Raw genomic sequence first — 21177 nt, forward strand, 5'->3', positions numbered from 1 at the left:
AATCAGCTTCTATACTGCTCCAGCAGACGGTTAATACGGCTGGTAGGTGTGAGAAGCTCGCTTAAGGAAGCATCATGGTTCAGATTGTCAATGATAAGGGCAATATACTTGCTCATATCTACATTGATATAGTAAGGACGCTGTAAAAGATCCGGCGTCTGATATACCAGATTGGTTGTCAGGATCCGGTCAATAAAGCCCTTTTCATAATATTCGTCAAATCTGGCAAGTCCGTTTGTAAACAGGCCAAAGGTAGAGCAGATAAATACCTTTCTGGCTTTTCTGCGTTTTAATTCCTTGGCTACATCCTGCATGCTCTCGCCGGAGGAGATCATATCGTCAATGATCAGAACATCCTTTCCCTCTACGCTGGAGCCTAAAAACTCATGAGCCACGATGGGATTTCTTCCGTTTACGATCTTCGTGTAGTCGCGGCGCTTGTAGAACATACCCATATCCAGTCCCAGCATATTTGCGAAATAAATAGCGCGGCCAGTACCGCCCTCATCTGGGCTGATTACCATCATATGATCGCTGTCGATCTTTAAATCAGGCTCATTTTTAAGCAGATGCTTTAAGAACTGGTAGATCGGCTGTACCGTCTCAAAGCCCTTTAAATGGATTGCATTCTGAACTCTGGGATCGTGGGCGTCAAAGGTAATAATATTTTCCACGCCCATATTTACAAGCTCCTTCAGTCCCAGAGCACAGTCTAAGGACTCACGGCCGGAACGCTTGTGCTGGCGGCTCTCATAGAGGAATGGCATGATCACATTGATCCTGCGTGCCTTTCCTGCTGCAGCTGCGATGATACGCTTTAAATCCTGAAAATGATCATCCGGAGACATATGGTTTGTCATTCCGAAAAGGGAATAGGTCAGACTGTAATTACATACATCCACCATGATATAAAGGTCATCGCCTCTTACGGATTCCTCAATAATTCCCTTTCCTTCGCCGGAACCAAAGCGGGGGGTAGATGCATTGATAATATAAGAATCTCTCTGATAACCGGTGAAAGCGATGGTAGATTTATGCTCGCTCTCCCGCTCTCTTCTCCAGTCTACCAGATACCTGTCCACCTTATTTCCCAGCTCCGTACAGCTCTTTAAGGGAATCAACCCAAGAGGGCCCACCGGAATGGTCTCAATGACTTTCTCTTCATATAACATGATTTCTTTATCCTCCTGTTTGTACTGCGCGCCAAAAACGCACCTGCCGTTCATTATTATCTTTATACCATCTTTGCATGCATTTCGTCAAGCTATCCCCTCTTTAAAACACGGATATCCCTGCCGTAAAGGGGAATGATCCGATAGCGCATGATCCGGGAGGTCACACGATCCGTGTAGGAATCCCGAAGCTGCTTTAAAGACAGATTGGTGGAAATAATGGTGGAACGGCTCATATTCATACGCTCATTGATGCAGTAAAAAAGCTGCGAAGAGGTAAAGCTGTTATTGAGCTCCGTTCCCAGATCGTCAATGATCAGCAGGTCGCAGTCCAGAATATAGCGATATGTGTCTCTCATATCCTCCGGGGTATCATAGTCGAATTTATTTCTGGAAAACACCTCAAACAGATCGCCTGCCGACAGATAGATCACCGAATGGCCTGAATCGATCAGCTCCTTTGCAATACAGTTTGTAAGAAAGGTTTTCCCCACTCCTGTACTGCCTGTAAAGAGTAGATTCTCCTTTTTTCGGTCAAAATCTGCAGCAAATTCCCGACAGCCTGCCACCACCCTGCGCATATAATCTGCATTGGTCAGCCCAAGCTCCAGAATGATTTCACTGCTGTCATAATAGTCATACGATAATCTGGAAAAATTTTCCTGATCCAGCACATGATCCAGATTGGACTGGGCATAGAGCAGCTTCATCTGAGCCCTGAGAAAGCAGTGACATTTGCGGCCCTGGCGCCAGCCTGTATCCTCACAGTCCGGGCACCTGTAATGAAGCGTAAGATAGTCCTCCGGATATCCTTTGGCGCGAATTAAAATAGCCTTCTGCTCCCTTAAATCTGCCAGTTCTTCTCTAAGCTCCGCTAACGCTCCCGTATCCCCGGCCAAAAGCCGCTTTGCCCCGGCCACAGAACGACTGGCAATCTCCGCTTCCAGTTCCCGGACTGCCGGAATCACCCGGTAAATTTCATTTCTTCGTGCTTCCAGCTGATGCTGGTTTTCAAGCTGCTGCCTGCCATATTCCCGCATGATTGCGTCGTACTGGGAATTACTCAGTGCCATCTCCTGTTCTCCTTCCAGTCTGTAACGCCCTTCCGGGGCGGTTCCTTATGTACGGGGTCTTCCTCCGCCCACCCATTCCTTTACCTGTTTCAACATCAGGGCATCGTAATCTGTATCCCTCTGTTTAAAATTATGGAACTGGTTTTGAGAGTTCTTTTTCCCTCCCCCATCCTTTGATGCGCTGTTATAGCGCTGAAGCCGCTTTTCCTTATCTCCGCCATTTTCCTGTACCAGAGCCTGACGTCTGGCATCCAAAGCACGGACATCCTCCATTTTCTTTACGCCGGCTTTCTTCCAGTCTCTTAAAATACGGTCTGCATACTGAAAGCTGGGGCTGTGGATGGCGGTAATGGTCCGGCTGCAGGCCTCTAAAACGATTTCTCTGGCAAACCCGTACTCCTTAAACCATTTGTCGATCATGGCCTGCTCAGGAGGCGCTGCCTTGCGGTTGTTAATTCCAAAGGCCCGCATGACCGCAAAGGAATCTTTCGAATAAGCTGCTCCCAGCTCCCGTGCCTCCTGAGATGTTTTAATCCCTTTTTCATGCCAGCTCACTGCTACCGTCTCCAGATATCGAACCGAACTGTGGCCGTTCTGGGCACAGTATTCCACAAGATATTCCAGGAGCTCACTGCTCATTCCAAGGCCCTCATAGAGCCATGCAAATACCTGACAGTCTCTTGGTGTAAAAACTTTATTTAAATATTTCTGCGCAATATAAAGAAGCTGGGAAAACTCCTCATCTCCGCAAAGCCGGTTTACCTGAGCCGCAGAATACACTGGAGCACGGTCTGCGCTGGCAGCCGTTTCCTCCTTAGCCTCTGCGCAGGAAGCAGCCGGATCCGCAGCCCAAGGAAGCTCCCCTTCCTGCTTTTTCTCATTTTCTGCCCCGGAAAGAATCCCCAGTTTTTCCCAATAACTTACAGCACGCCGCACATCGGATTCCGTATGATCGAGAGCATCCGCTATAGACTCCACGGTAAGCTCTTCGCCCTGATGACGCAGAATATAAAGATATACTTTTACATATTCCCCATTGGCACCGGCCATATATTCATCTATAAACGCATCTGCCACCATGGTAGCCCCTATGCTCCAGCGGTCCTTCCAGTTCATACTCATTTTCACCACTCCTTGCTGCATTTTCCCTTTTTCTGTCCGGGAAATGTTTGCAGACAGTATATCATATCCACTACTAAAAGAAAATAGGGCCTTCTTTCCACTGCTCATTCTGTGGATAATGTGGATATTGTGGAAAAACCATCCCCCATCTGGTCTCATTCCCCCATAAGCTGTCAATTTTCCGCATAAAACCGTGGTTTTCCAAATCTCCTATCATCCTTTCATATCAGATGATTCATCCACAGTTTTTAGCTCTGTTTCGTGTTGAAAACTATGTGGATATTGTGGATAACTACAGCCCAAGGAGCTTTTCTCCCACTTTTACAATATCTCCGGCGCCCATAGTTATCAACAGATCCCCGTGTATACAATGTTCCAGAATAAATGTTTCAATCTCATCAAAGGACGGAATATAATGGACGCTTGTACCCAGCTTTTCCAGCCGTTCTGCAATATCCCTTGAACTGACTCCCAGTGTATCCGTCTCTCTGGCTGCAAAGATATCTGCCAGTATCACCTCATCAGCACCTGACAGAGCCTGAGCAAATTCATCCAGAAATGCCTTTGTACGGGTATAGGTATGGGGCTGAAATACTACCCAGAGGCGCTTATGGGGATAATTCTCTGCCGCCTTCAGAGTAGCACTGATCTCCTGTGGATGATGGGCATAATCATCAATCACCGTTACTCCGCCGATCTCTCCCTTTTTCTCAAACCGCCGGTCTGTTCCCGTAAATTTTCTGAGGCCTGCAATTACGCCGTCAAAGCCTACACCTAATTCCAGAGCGACAGCAATGGCTGACAGAGAGTTGTATACGTTATGCTCCCCTGTTACTCCCAGAGAAATCCGGTTTACTACCTCTCCCTGCACAATCAGGTCATAGGACGGTCTGCCAAGTTCGTCATATGTAATGTTTCCGGCTGTATAATCACTGGACGGATCCTTTCCGAAGGTGATTACGCGGCAGTTCAGTCCCCGGGTAATTTCCTCCACCCGGTCAATATCTTTGTTGATCACCAGAAGGCCTCCTGCCGGAAGCTTCTCTGCAAACAGACGGAAGGAATGACGGATATCCGCGATATCCTTAAAGAAATCCAGATGATCCTCTTCAATATTTAAAATCACCTCAATGGTGGGATAAAAGGATAAAAAGCTGTTTGTATATTCACAGGCCTCTGTGACAAAGAATTCAGGCCCGCCTACCCGTATATTTCCGCCGATATCCTTCAGGATACCGCCTACAGAAATCGTAGGGTCTGTGCCGCCGGCTAACAGAATATCTGTCAGCATAGAGGTAGTGGTCGTTTTTCCGTGCGTACCGGCTATGGCTATGGACTGCTTATAATTACGCATCAGTTCCCCTAAAAGCTCCGCTCTGGTAAGCTCCGGAAGCCCCTTTGCCCGCACTGCCATAAGCTCCGGGTTGTCGCCATGGATCGCCGCTGTGTAAACCACGGCCTGAATCCCCGGCTCCTGTTCAATATTGGCGGCCCGCTGGCCGTAATAAATCCGCGCCCCCTTCTCTGTCAGATGTCTGGTAAGCTCCGTTTCATGGGCGTCAGAGCCGGATACGGTAAATCCGGCGTCCAGCAGGATCTCTGCCAGCCCGCTCATACTGATGCCTCCGATCCCAATAAAGTGAATGTGTTCCGGTTTGTCAAAATCTATCTGATACATATATTATTCCCTTTCCCTGTGATACGGTATGTATTTGTCTGCTTTCCTTATAATTATATCAAAGTCCGCCGGAAATGTCATATGAAATTATAAAAGCATTCCATATACCCGATAGCCTTTTTACTGCCGCGTTTTATTTCATACAGCATCTGATCCGCCTTATCGGCCAGATCTTTAAATGTCATGCTCCGGCACAGCAGCAATCCCAAAGGATGAAGATACTGCTGCCTTTGTTCATCTTATTTTATCATAAACATATTAAAAAACATAGTTTGCTGTGAGAATACCATAAAACATGTAATGCTGAACTGTTACTAAAACATTCCTCTTGACCTGCTCTGCAACTCATGCTAAACTAGGAGACGCTGTAAAGCCCAAAAATAAGGTCTAAAGGGGCTTTCCGCCGATTTCCGGCGTAAAATGAATCGAGTGTTCGAGACCTTCCACTCGTAAAACAAAACTAAAGGAGACAACTAAATATGAACAGGAAAAAAACAGATTTTCTGGTACACGGTGCATTGATCGCAGCCGTGTATGTGGCGCTGACTATGATGTTCGCTCCCATCAGCTTCGGACCGGTGCAGTTTCGCATCTCTGAAGCGCTGTGCATCCTTCCCTTCTTTACACCGGCAGCCGTTCCGGGACTCTTTTTAGGATGCCTGATCTCTAACCTCTTAGGTACAGCCGTGCTCATGGATGTGATCTGTGGCAGTATTGCCACACTGATCGGTGCAGCAGGCTCCTATGCCCTTCGGCATCACAAGAGGCTGGTATGCCTCCCCCCTATCCTGGCAAATACCCTGATCATCCCCTGGGTGCTGCGGTATGCCTACGGTTCCCCAGATCTGATCCCTTTTATGATGCTCACCGTAGGGATTGGCGAGATTTTGGCCGTTGGGGTTCTGGGAAATGGCCTCTTAGCTATACTGGAGCGTTATAAATATACGATTTTCCGCCAGAGCAGAGCATAAAAGAATGCCGACGCCTTAGCTTGTAATTTTACAGGTTAAGGTGCCGGCATTTTTATTATTTATAATGCATCTACAGCCGCTTTTTCAATCATCAGCCCTTTTTTATAATTTTCCATAAACTGATTAAAGCCCTCTATATCTTCTGGTTCCGGAGCTGCTGTTACGCTCTCTGCCTTTTGAAAAATCCGTTTTTCCAGATAATCCTCTAAAGCTTCCCCTTCTTTTTTATTTATCATATACAGTGCCAGAACTGCAATCCCCCAAGCGCCCCCTTCTCCGGCTGATTTCATAACAGATACGGGAGTGTTCAAAGCGGCCGCAAGGATTTTCTGAGCCGTTCCCTCCGTTTTAAAGATGCCTCCGTGGCCCCATATCACGTCTACCTTCACGCCCTCTTTGTCAAACAGCAGGTCATTTCCGATCTTAAGAGTACCAAAGGCTGCATATAAATGGGTCCTTATAAAATTTGCCAGATTAAACCGGCCGTCCTGCCGGCGCACAAACAACGGACGGCCTTCTGCAAAGCCGGCAACCGGTTCTCCTGAAACATAATTGCAGGCCACCAGTCCTCCGCAGTCCTTATCGCCCTCCAGAGCCTTTCGGAAAAGCCCTCCATACAGCTCATCCCCGCTTATATGAAAGCCAAAGGTATCGCTGAATTCCTTCAGAATATTCACCCAGGCGTTCAGGTCTGAGGTGCAATTGTTGCAGTGTACCATAGCCGCCGGAGCCCCCTGAGGCGTTGCCACAAGGTCAATTTCAGAATATACATTTGAGAGCTCTTTTTCCAGTACAATCATGGAAAATATGGAGGTTCCTGCGGATACATTGCCTGTGCGCGCCTTTACGCTGTTTGTTGCAACCATCCCTGTTCCCGCATCTCCTTCCGGGGGGCACAGGGGGATTCCGGCCTTCAATGTTCCTTCCGGATCTAAAAGCCCTGCACCCTCCTCTGTAAGAACGCCTGCCTGCTCCCCTGCCAGAAGAGGCCGGGGCAGGATTTCCCTGATTTTCCATGGAAACGACCGGTCTGAAATCTTTTGGTCAAAACAGTCCAGCATATCCGTATAATAGGTTCCTGTTTTTGCGTCAACAGGAAACATTCCCGACGCATCATCCACACCCAGTACCCGTTCTCCGGTAAGCATCCAGTGCACATAGCCTGCCAGCGTGGTGATGTATTTAATATCTTTTACATGAGCTTCCCTGTTCAGGATCGCCTGATACAGATGAGCGATACTCCAGCGCTGGGGAATAGGATAATGGAAGTCTTCCGTCAATTCCCGCGAAGCCTGCTCCGTTATGGTATTTCTCCATGTGCGGAATGGCACCAGAAGTTCATCATTTCCATCAAATGCCAGATAACCGTGCATCATGGCGCTGATTCCAATTCCGCCAATGGTTTCTATCTCTGCCCCATATGCTTCTCTTACCTTTGTTTTAAGATCGCCATAGCACTCCTGCATTCCCTTCCAGACTGCTTCCATCGAATAGGTCCATATCCCGTTTTCCAGCCTGTTTTCCCACTGGTGGCTGCCATCCGCTATCAATTCTCCCTCTTCTGTCAGAAGAACGCCCTTGATTCTGGTGGAACCAAGTTCAATTCCCAAAACCGTTTTTCCTGACTGAATCCTTTTTTTTATGTCCTCTATCCTGATTTCTTCCAATTTTCTGCTCTCCTTTAACGGTTATCTGTAAAATAATTCTCCAAGCATAAGATCCCGTTTGAAATTCCTGATTGTAGTATCCTTATCAATATATACTGCCTCTATTCCCATTGCAGCGGCCCAGTCTCCCATCTGCTCTGCTGTGAGGTCATAGGAAAACGCAGTATGATGGGCGCCTCCCGCCAAAATCCATGCTTCCGCACCTGTGCAGAGATCCGGCTCCGGCCTCCAGAAATTTGCTGCCACCGGAAGCATGGGCATGGGTTTTTCCGTCCTCCGGCAGTTAACGTCATTTATGATCAGCCGGAATCTGTTTCCAAGATCTATCAGGGAAACCGCAATTCCGGGCCCCTCCTTACAGGTAAATACCAGTCTTGCCGGATCTTCCCTGTCTCCCATAGATAGGGGCTGGCAGCGGATGCTGACCGTCCCCTCTGCCATGGTGGGGCAAACCTCCAGCATATGAGCCTGCAGAATTCCTTCCTTTCCTTTTACGAAATTGTAGGTGTAATCCTCCAGCATGGACGTGCCCTTTGCGTCCTTCATATCCTCTGTCATAAGCTTCATCAGACGAACCATTCCGGCCACCTTCCAGTCGCCCTCCGCTCCAAAGCCATAGCCCTTCTGCATCAGTCTCTGAATCGCCAGTCCCGGCAGCTGCTTTAATGAACCCAGATCTCCAAAATGGGTTACAATGGCCTGATAGCCCTTTTCCTCCAGAAAACGCTCAAATCCCAGCTCAATCTGTGCCTGAACGGCTGCATGACGCCTGAATCCCTCCGGATCTCTTCCATCCAGTAAAATATCATAGGTTTCATAATATTCATCCACCAGCATTCTGGTATCTGCCTCAGACACGCTGTCTACACACTCTGCGATTTCATTTACCGGATATGTATCAATCTCCCAGCCGAATTTCAGCTGCGCCTCTACCTTATCGCCTTCCGTAACCGCTACATTTCTCATATTGTCAGCTACACGCATAATACGGATACGGCTGCTTTCAACAATTCCTACCGCTGTTCTCATCCAGGATGCAATCCGTTTCTGAACTTCTTCATCCTGCCAGTAGCCTGCAATCACTTTCCGTTCTATTCCCATCCTTGTTACAATATGGCCATATTCTCTGCCACCGTGGGCAGACTGGTTTTCATTCATAAAATCCATATCAATGGTATCATAGGGAATTTCTTCATTAAATTGCGTATGTAAATGCAGCAGCGGCTTTCTGTATTCCCGAAGCCCTAAAATCCATGATTTCGCAGGTGAAAACGTATGCATCCACGTAATTACTCCTGCACATTCCTCATCCAGATTGGCCTCGTTCAGCGTTCGCCTGATCTGCTCATTTGTAAGCAGCGTAGGCTTCCAGATCACTTTATACGGAAGGACTCCCGATTCATTTAAGCCCTCAACCATACGCTTTGAATGTGCAGCCACATGCTCCAGGCATTCATCCCCGTACAAATCCTGAGAGCCCGCGCAAAACCAGAAACTATAATTTTTTCTCTTCAGCATACTGTCACCTCATCTGTTTTTTATTATAAAACTCTGATTCTATTTTACAAAACAGGGCAGAAGGGCACAATTCCATAATCTTGCCACTCTTATTTTAAAGTTACCTGCTGCGACTGCTTACTATTGTCATTTTCCAGAAATACGCTATAATTTTATCAGAACCGCAGCATAAAACCTTCAAATTGCGAGGTGAAAATTTTGAATCTGGACGAAATATGCAGACAGCTTATATCCTCTGCCCCAAGGCAGTTAGAGCCCGGTCATCCTCTGGGAACCAGACTGCTTTCTGTCGAATATTCCAAATCTGCAAAGGAAATCAAGACATATCCCCTGCTTTCTTCCCAGCGGATCTTCTTTCTGTGCTGGGATTTCTGCGGCAGAAATCAGCTTCGCGCTGCCATGTATCCTGCGCCTGACCGCTTCTGCTGCCGCTTTGCCTTCGAAAGCGGAGCTAAAACACAGCGCCATACCCATGACTATATTGAGCTTGGATATGTTGTAAAAGGTAACTTCCGGCAGAATATTTCCGGAAAGGATATCGTATTTCATGAGGGCGATGTCTGCCTCATCGACAAAAACTGTATCCATCAGGATTATCTCTCCTGTCAGGATTCCCTTGTGCTCTTTTTCGGAATTGAAAACAGCATGTTTGAGGAAGTGATAAATGAGCATATTACCACGGAAAAAATCATCACCTTTCTTCAAACTGCGCTGATGAAGCAAAATGACCTGCAGCAGTATATTCATTTTCACCCCGCTGCGAATGCCCGTAAGGAGATTGAGCCCTGCCTTTCCCTTCTTCTGACAGAGCTGTATGAAAATAAAACCGGAGCCTCCTACATCTGCCGCGGTCTTCTTCTGCGTATTTTTAAAATTTTAAGTACAGACTATGATTTTTCCCTTACCAGAGAACAGCAAAAAAACATCAGCTGGTCCGTCTTTGAAGAAGTATGCAGTTATATCCAGACCCACTATCAATCCGTCACAACCCGCGAGCTGATGGAACGGTTCCATTTTCAGAGAGATTACTTCAACCGGCTGATCCGCAGCAAAACAGGGATGACCTATTCGGAGTACCTTCAGAGTATCCGTCTGGAACAGGCAAAACGGATGCTGATTGAAACAGACTTAACCATATCCGAAATTGCCGAACAGACAGGATACCATAATAAAGGATACTTCTACCGGATTTTTACGAAAAAATATAATATGACGCCTGGCGAATACAGAAAATTCATCTGAAATTACTGCCAAACTTTTCATCCTATACTTTCATAGTAATCGTAAGAAGGATAAATATAGCAATCGTAAATACTGAATACAAAGAAATGGTAGTAGATAGGTAAATACCATCCTCTTCCGTTTTTGCATAAGCTGGAATCACAAAGGTCGGCGGAAGGAACAGATACAATATAAGAGCCGTTTTCATTTCAGCCGTGGCAAACATATCCTTTAACAGAATCATAATCACCGCAAGTATAGCACCCTGAATTACCATACGGCCCGCCACGGCCTTTCCGCATTTTTTAAGCACTGCCCGGTCAAAGCTGAGCCCGTATCCCACTACAACCAATATAACGGCTGAAAGGGCTGACGTAATCATATCCTTAGCCGACGTATACAGCGCTCCTGCCATGGTATTTAAAAATGAACCGGCCACCCCCGTCACTCCCACTGCAATTCCCAGAAAAACGCCCCAGAAAACCGGTGAATGAAGTACATTGGAAATCATTTCTGACGGCTGTACCTTCCCGTTTACAGAGGCGGTAAGAAATGCCAGAAATACTGTAAATACAAATATGGTATTGGCAATATCCAGAGTGGCAATATTAGACAGCCGGGCTTCTCCGCATAAAACAGCATACAGGGGATAACCCAACATTCCTCCCTCAAAGCTGGTGACTAAAAAGGGGAAAAATATTCCTGCCGACGGGACAGCTCTTTTTATGAGCATTCCTATGATAAAAGCAGCGGAAAGCGCCAGAAGCATTATTCCTATGACGGCAATAGTAGCTGATGTGTATTCGGTGGTTGCAAGCGTATGAAACAGCAAAACCGGCAGCATCAGGCTGGTTGCCAGTGTCTTTAATCCCTCCATCCCCTCTGTGGTAATCATCTCTGTTTTTCTGCAGAAAAATCCAATTAAAACCATTAAAATAACCGGGGAAATTTTTATTAAAACCATAATGCTTCTCCTTTGATTCTTGATAGATAATAGGCGTTTGCGAAACACCATAAGCTGCATAAATACGGCATTTTTTGTTTCTAAAATAAAATATCTCCTCAAGATTTATGGTAAAATAGAGCTGCGAGAAACTATCAACCAATCCACCTAAAGGAAATATACCTATATGATAGCATATAAACAACTCACTTGGACATAAATTTTTGATTTTTGATAATTGTCAGAATAAATTCGACAAGGACAACTATCAGTTTCTTTCACTTTTCGATGAAGCTATTGACGGGAAACAAGATTTCTCCTGTATACATAAATCCAGTAAAACAGGTTAAATTATGTTTTCAGGACAACTTTCATATGTGGCAGATCTTTAGGGAGTAGTTTTCAAAATTATCTCCCACTCTTCATCTGTTAGTTGCTTTTTTCCACAGTTGTATTGTCCCATAATTTCTTTCATCCTCGATTCATTGCTTCCTCCCATGATAAACATTGCGGGAAAAGAAGAACGGAGAACATATTCTGCCATAATCCACGAAAGAGAATACTGCTTTTTTTTCATCAGCTGTTTAAGACGATCTGCACGAATTCTGTTTACAGGCGTATCATATTTTTTTCTTGTATCAGAGCCTAGCGCGCCTGAACCGCCTCTTATATATAAAGGAAAATATCCCTCTGCCTGGGCAGAATAACCGTAAACTGGTATTTGCAGCTTTTCGTAGGCCATGTATTCGCTATTATCCATACAGACAATCGTGGAATCTCCCCAATCAGAGGGAGTGCAGATACCTAGACCATACTGGATCTGGGATGCCACAGCTCCTGACAAACCATGGGATGCCGCATATTCATTCGCTTCCATGATACGTTTCGCCGTCCAGTTGGAAACACCAAAATAGCGAATGTATCCCTGACGAATCCACTGGTTCATCCTCTCTACGATTTCTCCCGGAGAAAAGCGAAGATCATCGCGGTGAAGCCAGTAAAGATCAATGTAATCGGTCTGAAGAGCCGTCAAACTGGCTTTCAGATCCTTCTCCAGATTCTCCTGACTCAGATCTCCTCTTGTTGCATTATATCCTCTGGGCTTGATACCTCCCTTGGTTCCCAGAAAAACAGACTCACGTTTCTTGCCGGAAAGCCATTTTCCAATTGCCTTTTCGCTGGCACCGGCACCGCCTGGAATCCAGTCGGCGTAACATCTGGCAGTATCAATCTGATTTCCTCCCATGGATACAAATGTATCGAGCAGACGTTCGCTTTGCGTCTGAGAAATCCTGCTTCCAAAGTACATGGTTCCTAAAACAATGTTTGATACCGGGACACTGCCCGGAAGTGAAAGTTCATTCGTATCAGCCATAGTCTGTTCCTCGTTTAAATTTTTGTTTCAGGTATTTTTGTGAATTTCCTGAATTGGAATTTCTATCAGAGTTCTCCCTGTTTTGCGGACATGTATCTCAACCTCACGATTATGGTCCTTTGTTTCATATCCTTCAGGAAGAAGCACATGATATATACTTTCCGTTTCAAAAAGGTGTTGCATCTCAAAGATCAACGTTTCCTTTTCGATCTTTAGAACCTCTGTTTCCCCGCCTATAGAGTAATGTGCCGTACTTTTGACGATAAAAGGCATTGCAGGATCATATTCCTGAATTTTAAATACAGCACTGCCGTGAGGCAGTATTACGCCCATGGATACAGTATCCCCGTATTTTATATCTGTCTGATAACATCCAGAATAGAATTCTGCCACAAGATAAACGCGATCCTTTTTTAAACCGGATATCGTTTTTTCTGTCAGCTGAAATGCGGCAGGTATTTCTGTTTCATCATTCCAGTTTATGAGTACGAAGCTATGCCACTTTTTTTCCGGCAAATAGATATCAGCCATATTCGGAAAACGGCATTCGCCAAAAAGATTTCTCACCTCTACCTTCCGTTCCATAACAGGGAGTATATGCTCCAGCTGATAAAGCCGGTCATTATCAATGGATGCCAAAGGCTCTGTGGAACATATGAGACCACCTCCCAGGTACTGGTTAACTACAGTTGTCTTTACTTCTTCCTCATTCAGCAGTCCCAGAGTCAGTCTCAGCCCCCGCGTCATTTGCTTTTGTCTGCGTACCATCAGGGCGTCAGGATCATTATTCCACCAGCTGTTCATATAATAACGGAGCATATTTTGTTTCACGGTAAAGGGTTGGGCCTTACCATCCCGGTTGATGTTCGATTGCCACATAGACAGAACATCGGCGCTCATTCTCTGTCCATCAACCAGTCCAATAATAGGATCGTAAAGACCTCCGCACATCAGAAAATAAGAATCATTGCCCATCCCTTTGCGTACAGCCTCTGTCGCCCGGAAATATGCCTGTACCAGTGTAACTGTTTTATCAAAGAAATCTGCATCTTCATATAAAACGGCAGCTCTGGTAAAATCCAGTTTATGATAGGTATAACCCCAGTCAAAGGTTAGTTTTTTGTAAAGTTCTGTAAAATACGGATAAACCTCAGGGTTGGTAATATCAAAGACCTGATATACGGTATCATTCATATGGAACAGGCAGGGAACTCCTGTTTTGTCACGTAAAATCCACTTTGGATGTTTCTTCCATACAGATGCCGTTTCATGTGCAATAAAAGGACTGGTCCAGATACCCGCCGTCAAGCCTGCATTACGGATTTCCTGTGCCACTTCTTTCATGGAACGGGGAAATTTTTCATTTGGTTCCCATTCTCCCAAAGTAATTTCCCAGCCTTCATCTACCTGAAACACATCAAAGGGCAGCTGCTTTTTCTTTATTTCTGAAAGAGAAAGAGCCACATCTTCATAGGTCACTGTCAGTCCATAGTAATACCAGGTGCAAAATACAGAAGGTGCTTTTGAATGATATCTGGCATTGTATCGTTCTGCTTTTTCCATAGAAAAATCCCGGATGAGCCGGTTTTCATCTTTTCCGGAAGCGATAAGAAGCTCCTCTCCCTCAAAATTCTTTCCTGGTTCCAGCACAATATTGATAGAAGAACATCCGCAGACTATAAGACCTTCGTCAGCCTGCTGTTTATATTCTGCTGCAATACAACAATCTACAAAACAGTTTCTTCCTGTCATAAACCCCCAGAGCATTGTTGTATCCTGATAATGAAATAAAGTCAGAGAATCGCTATGAATGATCTGCGATGCATTATTTTTCTGGTCTCCCGTTTCTGTCATACCGCCTGTTCCGTCTGCCAGCCGTCCATCCCGTATTCCAGGACAAAATACAGTGGGAACATCATTTTTGTGACGTCCCTGACGGTATACAAGAAAATTCTCAAGGTTCTGTTCGAAGAGTGTAAAATCCTTTTGATCCTGCACCCGAATGTAATTCATCTCTCTGAGAATAACAGGATGTGTTCCTGTGTTTTTCACTTTCATGCGCAGCCGCATATTTCCGTTCTTCTCACGTTCTGTCATACAAACTGCAAGAAGATCTTCATTCTGTCCGATCCCTTTCTCCAATGAAAGCTGTCTTTTCAATCCATCTTTTTCATACACTATATCCTGAGAAAAAATAAGCTTTATATTTTCGCTTTTATACTCCATATTAAATTTCTCCAGTTAAAGGGATGCTGTCAGCACACCCTGAAATTCGTTAAATTGGGTTTCCTCTGTTTTTTTCATCATAAGGGTAAGAGTCCCATTTTCAGAGAATACAAGTTTAAAATGAATGGCCGCCACTAATTCATCAGTTAGTTGGGAGCAGATGTAAAGGGTATCCCTGTCACACCAGGTGGCTGATGATACGCACAGCTGTCTGTATTCAGGAAACAGGCAATTCCTGTGTTTTCCTATGCCAAAAAAAATCTGATGAGTTCCACGCTCATTTTCATATTCCAGAATTCCCTGTTGCTTATTTTCAAAAATGACCCGCAGTCGCTTAAATCCGTTTTTGTTAGGATAAAAAAAGTAATTTTTTCTATCTATAGTTTCCTGAAGATTTTCTTTGTTTTGTACGTTCAATACCGGCAGTGTCAGATTTGCCAGCCTGTTTTTCATCATTTTCTGCAATCCGTCATCTTCAGGAAGCATATCATCTGATAATGTTTCAAAGATCTCTGTGCGGATACTATGAATAATCATATCATCACCGTTTGGAATTCCCTGGGTGTCAGAGGTCATTACAATAACCATATCCTGCTTGGGGAAACACAAGGTGTTCTGGCTTCCCATTCCCAACATGGCGAAACCATTATCCGGCATCTTCCAGAACTGATATCCGTATCCCCAATCTCTGGTGGAACTCATAATGGTAGGTGTCTGAAAAGCCAGAGCCTGATCCAGATATTCCTTCGGATACACCTGTTTTCCTTTTGACTGTCCATAATCATCCGGGTGTTTTCCTCCATTCAGGATCATCAGTCCCACCCGCATCATATCTATTGGTTTTGCCATCAGTCCTGTGCCACCCATAGAAACGCCAAATGGATCTGGCATAATATAGCTTTCTTCGGAAAAGCCGATCTGACGCAATAGCCTGTCCTTCAGAAAATCCAGCAGTTTCTGACCGGTTAATTTTTCTACCAGCGCGCAAAGCGTATGGGAAGAAGATGTATCGTACATAAAAACAGTTCCTGGGCGATGAGTTGGAACGGTCTGGAAAAAACTTCTGACCCAGTTTTCCGTAGAGCTGGTTTTATTATAGGTTGTCATGTTATGGCAGGTTTCCATTTTCAGCATATCTTCTATCGTCATTTCAGTCATCCAGGGATGTACCTTTCCCGGAAGATATTCCGGGAAATAATTGCAAATTTTATCCTGAAGGCAAATTCGTCCCTCAGATACCAAAAGGCCAATAGCCAGAGAGGTATAGCTTTTGGTCTGTGAAAACATACGATGCAGCGTATGTCTTTCATAGGGCTTATAGTAGGCTTCCAATACTAAATATCCGTGTCTTGCAATGAGGATACTGTGAACGGGTATTTTCTGTTCTTCTAATCGGTCAATAAAACGGAGCAGGGAACGGGAAGAGATTCCCTGCTTTTCTGGTGTACTAATTTTCATGATACGTTCACTCTCCTTTTTGACGCTCTTTTTTACTGAAATCCAGATAGAAGTTATCTGGATAAGCATATTCGCCTCGATAATTAGACGCATTGTAAATCGGGAATTTTACAGGGTGGTAACTTTGGGGCCTGGGGCTGTCTTCCTGTGTATAGATATACATACTGTGGTAATCCCATACTACCAGTTCATCCCGTTCGTCACCGGTCAGATTGATTGCTTCACAGCACAAAGTCGGATGTCCATCATCAGGGAAGGAGACAGATCGAATACCCTTCCCATTCATCAATCCGCCATTGAAGGGATCTGCATTGATCAGGATTAGTTCCTGTCCGCTGCCGTCCCAATTTACAGGACACAGAATATTGCCGTTCATTTTATTTTCTATCTCCCATAATTCTTTCCCATCTGAATCATAAAGGTAAATTACACCCTGATGTCCCCAGAAATTTACCACCGCAAGCTCAAATCCAGGTCTTTCCGGACAATAATTGGCTACGCTGACTCTTTGGGCGTGGCCAATCAGATCTCTGGTTACTATATTTCCATAAAAATCACCAATAAAAAAACCCTGGGTTCCGGATACACAGGCAAAATATCCCGTTCCATCTCCGCGAAATTTTCCGGCTACTATTTCATCGGTATGATCTTCTGTGATGGGATAGGTCCAAAGCTCACATCCGTCTGCATCCAACATGGTATAACCCACCAGCACTTCATCCCGTCCGTCTCCGTTAATATCCACTGGCAGCGGACAATGCCCCGTGTTTTTATGACTTCGGTATTTCCATAGAAGATTTAAATTTTCATCGAGAGCGTAGACACGGCAGTATCGATCCTTGATCAGAATATCTGCCGGTCGGTCTTTTCCTCTGAAATTGCAGATACGAATGCCATCCGGGTTGATTCTGTCAAAGGCGTAGATTTGATAGGGCACTCCGATTAGTTCACTGTCATTGTCATCAGAACAGGGGGTTTTTACTGATTTTTTTATTTTTCCGGTGGTTCCTTCCAGAATCTGAATTTCAAAATTTCTCCCTACAATTACCTCATCTTTTCCATCTCCGTCGATATCATATATCTGAAATGGCATATCAGCAGAAACCTTTCCCAAGATATTCGCATTAATCGAAGGCTCTCCCAGCTGCCACAGAACACGGCCTTCCAAGTCAATAGCTGTCAGACAGCTTATAAAACCGTAGGCATCCCGGCTGATACGCTTCTGCATCTGTGCCAATACCACAAACCATTCGTCTGTTCCTGTCAGATGGCCGAAACGAACCTGTCGGCTGGTGCCGAAATCCTGAAGGTCAATGGTTTTCCACAGTTTCATGGCCGGATGAGAAGACATCTCGTTTTCTTCCAATTCCTTTGCCTGTCTTGTACGTTCTTGGATTGCCTGAAATTCTTCCGTTGATACCAAAGTTTCAAAATCAGTAAATTGAGAAGGACAATCTGCGGTAATTCCTACCCTTCCGCCTCTTAAAGCCTGTTGTACAGAAACAGAAAACAGCAGATGTCCATTGATACGGCAATCCACATATCCTTCATGACAGATTGCCTCCAAAAGGTAAAATTCATCGCAGCCATGAGGAAATTCTGCTTCTGCCAAAGTCATTATATCTTCTTTGTGACGATAAGAAAGAACAGCCCTGTCTCTGTTTTCCAGACAGAACGCCAGTGTATCGATACTGTCTCTCATACAGAAAACGATTCCTGCTGTACCTTTCGTAGAAAGACGTCTCAATTTTACGGATACCGTATATTCCCCCCACTCTTTTTCTCCTGTTTCCAGAGTTGGAAATATTCTGTGAGGCCTGTTTTTTTCGATCCTCATAGATTCCATATAATGAACCCCCTGATATTCGGTAATAATCCAGGTGGGGCCCGTACCATTATAGGTATAATTGCAGACCGGATCATACCAGACTCCTCGGTACCCCTCTTCTACAATATAATGATATTCACCGGCAGCAGTATGATCTCTGTCATACGGAAATTCACCAATAGGAAAATCGTGAAAGTCTTCCTTTCTCAGTATTATATCTCGTTTCATTGTATTTCTCCGTCAGTTAAATGGATTCCGGTACATCTACCAGAAACAGGTTGTCATGCCATTCATCTGTATCTGCTGCATACAAAAGCTTCTTTCCATCCCAACTGAACGTAGGGTGACAGTGTGAACGCTGATAATGCCAAGTAGTATTATGATGTGCCAATATCTTCATTTTTGCCGTCCCATCTTCTGCTGGCTGGATCAGAAGAATGTCATCCACTGCATCCCCTGCAAACATGGACAAATCTCCATTGGCAAAATAATGGTTGCAGTAGAAGGGCATATTGATTTTCCGGTATACCTTACCGTCCTTATGGGCAAAACCAAAATAAGGTATCTCTGCGCTTACATGTTCCGACGCATAAACCTGGCTTTTTGAGTTTGAGATAGTTCCATCATGGCCGCCCCGCCGATTGTCAAAGATCACATCTCCGTTTTGCGCCCAGAATTCATGTCCCACACAGTCATCCTCTGTCTGTCGGAAACAAGGCCAGATATCACCTGTATTCATATTGATCATCCAGATTCTCTGCTGTACATAATTCCATGGGCCTTCGTGACAGAACATGGCAATATCTGGATTATCTGGAGAAAACTGAAAATGGCTTAACCAGTGCGTATCCCGGAATACATCATGAAATTCACTTCCATCCAAACGGATAACAGAAACACGTCCATCCTTTGTAGCAAACATTTTCTCTTTAAAACCGGCATAATTAGGACCACCGTCCGGCAGTGCATCCACATCTTCATTTCTGTTGAAGCCGATCCATTGCTTGTCACAGCTGAAGGAAAGATTCTGCAGCAGCATATGATTTTTTTCTTCGTACAGAAGTTTATTTTCTCCGGTCTTTGTATTGTAAAGACGCAGTTGGGAGCCGGTAACATAAGCCACATATTCTCCGTCAGGCGTCTTGGTGATTCTTCCTACCTCTACCCCCAGTGGGTCATCTGTCAGTTGTACCATTTCCCCGCTGTCCAGATCCATTTTAAACAGATTGCATATTTCTGTACCCTCGTGTTCTCTGTTGGACAGAAAATATATGGTTTTTCCATCTAGGTCAAAAGAATTTTCCGTAAAATAAAAATGATAATTTATCCCCTGATTTGTAAGCTGTGTAATCTGTGCACCGCTTTTTTCATCTGTATAAGTCCTCTTTTCGGATGGGTATACTGTTCCGATCATAGCTGTTCCTCCTACTTTTTCCTTTTGCCTTTTTATTTTTTGCGTAAAAGCGGGCGTGCCGGTATAACCGCCGGCGCGCCCGCTTTTTATATTTTGGGTAAAAATTTAAATCTGCTGCAATTTTTTAGTTTGCCATATAATTTGCATAAGCCTCATTTAAGTGCTCTGCCCACAAATCAAGCAGTTCCTTTGCTGTCATATCGCCGGACATTACAGACTGGATACCTGGCTCAATATAGGTAGAATTGATGTTGCCCCATTCAGGCAGATATGCCGGAGAGGTATATGTCAGGCAATTATCCTGACTGGTAGTTTCGATGGCGCACTGGATGTGCTGCATTTCGCTCATCCATTCATCTTCATAGCAGGCAGTATTGGTTGGAAGCTGTCCGATGGACTGATTCCAGAAGCTGTTTGCATAATGATCACACATAAATGTAATCCATTTCCATGCCGCTTCCTGATTCTCGCAGGTATCAAACATACAAAGACCAGTTAAAGCACCGCCGTAATTGATGTATTTGCCGTTGTCTGCTGTAGGAAGCGGATTGGCGGTAAAGCCTTCGGTTCCGCCGAATGCTGTTACATGGCTGCCATAAGATCCAAGGTTGTGTGTAAACATTGCACATACGCCAGAGTCAAAATTTGCAGAAATTTCCTTGTAACCTGCGGTAATATCACTTTCAGGCGTATATTTCCCATACAGTCCAAGATATTTTTCAAGGAAAGCAACTGCCTCATCGCAATTAATAGTTGTCTTTCCATTCGCGTCAAATACTTCATTTGTTCCCAGATAAGAATAAATAAAGTCAATTAATACCGCAGGTGAAGCCGCACCGCCGCGGATAGTATAGCCATACTGGTCATTATCCTTATCGGTTAGCTTCTCGGCTGCCTCAAAGAAATCATCCCAGGTCTTAGGGGCTTCTACTCCAGCTTCTGCAAGCATCTTATCATTTGTCCATAAAGTAATAAAATTGGCAGATGTAGGCATCATGTACAGCTTACCGTCCTTGTTATAGGTGCGGCAGGTTTCCATATACCCCTCTTCCATATCCTTGGAGCCTTCCCAGGAAGTGAACATATCATCCAGAGCTACGCAGTGGCCCTGTCCGATTACTGTCGATGCCCAGGAGTTATTTAAACCGCCTACGTCAGGTGTTTCACCGGCTGCGATTGCTGTCTGGTATTTGGAAAGAGCATCGCTGGAGGAAAGTCCCAGATATTCGATATGGATATCCGGATTTTCTTCTTCAAATTTTTCAATAATTTCCATATAAAACTCGGTACGCTGATCACCTGCATTTTCGTCCCAGAAGGTAACAGTTACCTTATCACCGGAAGCTTCTGATTTTGCCTCTTCTGTCTTTGCTTCAGCAGCCTCTGATTTTGATTCGGATGATGCTGCCGCAGGCGTCTCACTGTCTCCGGAACCACCGCAGGCTGTCAGCGCTGCTGCCATAGCTGCTGCCATTGTGCATGCCAATACTTTTTTCATTTTTTTCATAGTC

15 protein-coding genes are annotated in these 21177 nt (G+C 44.9%); 2 read left to right on the forward strand and 13 right to left on the reverse strand.

The genetic code is table 11. The features are described 5' to 3' along the window. Window positions 1-2 precede the first annotated feature (2 nt). The 4 genes from BN3656_RS04325 to murC form a co-directional block, all read right to left on the reverse strand. Window positions 3-1172, reverse strand: coding sequence for a ribose-phosphate pyrophosphokinase (locus BN3656_RS04325; protein WP_066544590.1), 1170 nt, complete (start codon window positions 1170-1172; stop codon window positions 3-5). A gap of 92 nt (window positions 1173-1264) precedes the next feature. Then, a complete protein-coding gene (locus tag BN3656_RS04330; protein WP_066544592.1) occupies window positions 1265-2245 on the reverse strand; it encodes an ATP-binding protein in 981 nt (326 codons plus the stop codon). Between the two features lie 45 nt (window positions 2246-2290). Next, window positions 2291-3367 carry a DnaD domain protein gene (locus BN3656_RS04335; RefSeq protein WP_066544593.1) on the reverse strand — a complete coding sequence of 359 codons (1077 nt, stop codon included), beginning with the start codon at window positions 3365-3367 and terminating at the stop codon, window positions 2291-2293. 292 nt (window positions 3368-3659) lie between these two features. Then, window positions 3660-5045 carry a UDP-N-acetylmuramate--L-alanine ligase gene (murC, locus tag BN3656_RS04340; RefSeq protein ID WP_066544595.1) on the reverse strand — a complete coding sequence of 462 codons (1386 nt, stop codon included), beginning with the start codon at window positions 5043-5045 and terminating at the stop codon, window positions 3660-3662. 479 nt (window positions 5046-5524) lie between these two features. Here murC and BN3656_RS04345 point away from each other — a divergent pair, with 479 nt between their 5' ends. Continuing rightward, window positions 5525-6016 carry a QueT transporter family protein gene (locus BN3656_RS04345; RefSeq protein WP_066544597.1) on the forward strand — a complete coding sequence of 164 codons (492 nt, stop codon included), beginning with the start codon at window positions 5525-5527 and terminating at the stop codon, window positions 6014-6016. Between the two features lie 59 nt (window positions 6017-6075). On the opposite strand, the gene BN3656_RS04350 is transcribed toward BN3656_RS04345, so the two are convergent. Then, a complete protein-coding gene (locus tag BN3656_RS04350) occupies window positions 6076-7683 on the reverse strand; it encodes an FGGY-family carbohydrate kinase (protein WP_242962936.1) in 1608 nt (535 codons plus the stop codon). Window positions 7684-7704: 21 nt separating this feature from the next. Beyond that, a complete protein-coding gene (gene araA / locus BN3656_RS04355; protein WP_066544599.1) occupies window positions 7705-9201 on the reverse strand; it encodes an L-arabinose isomerase in 1497 nt (498 codons plus the stop codon). Between the two features lie 198 nt (window positions 9202-9399). Between araA and BN3656_RS04360 the strand changes: the two genes are divergently transcribed. Continuing rightward, entirely contained in the window at window positions 9400-10443 is a 1044-nt protein-coding gene (locus tag BN3656_RS04360) for an AraC family transcriptional regulator (RefSeq protein ID WP_066544601.1), read from the forward strand. A gap of 22 nt (window positions 10444-10465) precedes the next feature. Here BN3656_RS04360 and BN3656_RS04365 read toward each other — a convergent pair whose 3' ends face one another. From BN3656_RS04365 to BN3656_RS04395, 7 genes are all read right to left on the reverse strand, one after another. Continuing rightward, window positions 10466-11386 (reverse strand): AEC family transporter, encoded by a 921-nt coding sequence (locus BN3656_RS04365; protein ID WP_066544603.1) that lies wholly within the window; start codon window positions 11384-11386, stop codon window positions 10466-10468. A 367-nt stretch (window positions 11387-11753) separates the two neighbouring features. After that, complete coding sequence (locus tag BN3656_RS04370) at window positions 11754-12740, reverse strand: aldo/keto reductase (RefSeq protein ID WP_066544605.1); 987 nt, start codon at window positions 12738-12740, stop codon at window positions 11754-11756. A 27-nt stretch (window positions 12741-12767) separates the two neighbouring features. Next, window positions 12768-14966 carry a glycoside hydrolase family 36 protein gene (locus BN3656_RS04375; RefSeq protein ID WP_066544607.1) on the reverse strand — a complete coding sequence of 733 codons (2199 nt, stop codon included), beginning with the start codon at window positions 14964-14966 and terminating at the stop codon, window positions 12768-12770. Window positions 14967-14981: 15 nt separating this feature from the next. Then, entirely contained in the window at window positions 14982-16424 is a 1443-nt protein-coding gene (locus tag BN3656_RS04380; RefSeq protein ID WP_066544609.1) for a serine hydrolase, read from the reverse strand. A 7-nt stretch (window positions 16425-16431) separates the two neighbouring features. After that, on the reverse strand, window positions 16432-18480 hold the full coding sequence (locus tag BN3656_RS04385) for a hypothetical protein (protein WP_066544611.1): 2049 nt from the start codon (window positions 18478-18480) through the stop codon (window positions 16432-16434). Between the two features lie 16 nt (window positions 18481-18496). Continuing rightward, complete coding sequence (locus tag BN3656_RS04390; protein ID WP_066544612.1) at window positions 18497-19666, reverse strand: oligogalacturonate lyase family protein; 1170 nt, start codon at window positions 19664-19666, stop codon at window positions 18497-18499. Between the two features lie 124 nt (window positions 19667-19790). Next, a complete protein-coding gene (locus tag BN3656_RS04395) occupies window positions 19791-21173 on the reverse strand; it encodes a sugar ABC transporter substrate-binding protein (RefSeq protein WP_066544613.1) in 1383 nt (460 codons plus the stop codon). Window positions 21174-21177: the final 4 nt, after the last annotated feature.

Origin of the sequence: Clostridium sp. AT4 (assembly GCF_001517625.2) — a bacterium.
Taxonomy (GTDB): Bacteria; Bacillota; Clostridia; order Lachnospirales; family Lachnospiraceae; genus Enterocloster.

Coding starts and splice junctions, on each gene's coding strand:
- BN3656_RS04325 (WP_066544590.1), bottom strand. CDS start 1,172: ATGTTATATGAAGAGAAAGTCATTGAGACCATTCCGGTGGGCCCTCTT.
- BN3656_RS04330 (WP_066544592.1), bottom strand. CDS start 2,245: ATGGCACTGAGTAATTCCCAGTACGACGCAATCATGCGGGAATATGGC.
- BN3656_RS04335 (WP_066544593.1), bottom strand. CDS start 3,367: ATGAGTATGAACTGGAAGGACCGCTGGAGCATAGGGGCTACCATGGTG.
- murC (WP_066544595.1), bottom strand. CDS start 5,045: ATGTATCAGATAGATTTTGACAAACCGGAACACATTCACTTTATTGGG.
- BN3656_RS04345 (WP_066544597.1), top strand. CDS start 5,525: ATGAACAGGAAAAAAACAGATTTTCTGGTACACGGTGCATTGATCGCA.
- araA (WP_066544599.1), bottom strand. CDS start 9,201: ATGCTGAAGAGAAAAAATTATAGTTTCTGGTTTTGCGCGGGCTCTCAG.
- BN3656_RS04365 (WP_066544603.1), bottom strand. CDS start 11,386: ATGGTTTTAATAAAAATTTCCCCGGTTATTTTAATGGTTTTAATTGGA.
- BN3656_RS04370 (WP_066544605.1), bottom strand. CDS start 12,740: ATGGCTGATACGAATGAACTTTCACTTCCGGGCAGTGTCCCGGTATCA.
- BN3656_RS04375 (WP_066544607.1), bottom strand. CDS start 14,966: ATGGAGTATAAAAGCGAAAATATAAAGCTTATTTTTTCTCAGGATATA.
- BN3656_RS04380 (WP_066544609.1), bottom strand. CDS start 16,424: ATGAAAATTAGTACACCAGAAAAGCAGGGAATCTCTTCCCGTTCCCTG.
- BN3656_RS04385 (WP_066544611.1), bottom strand. CDS start 18,480: ATGAAACGAGATATAATACTGAGAAAGGAAGACTTTCACGATTTTCCT.
- BN3656_RS04390 (WP_066544612.1), bottom strand. CDS start 19,666: ATGATCGGAACAGTATACCCATCCGAAAAGAGGACTTATACAGATGAA.
- BN3656_RS04395 (WP_066544613.1), bottom strand. CDS start 21,173: ATGAAAAAAATGAAAAAAGTATTGGCATGCACAATGGCAGCAGCTATG.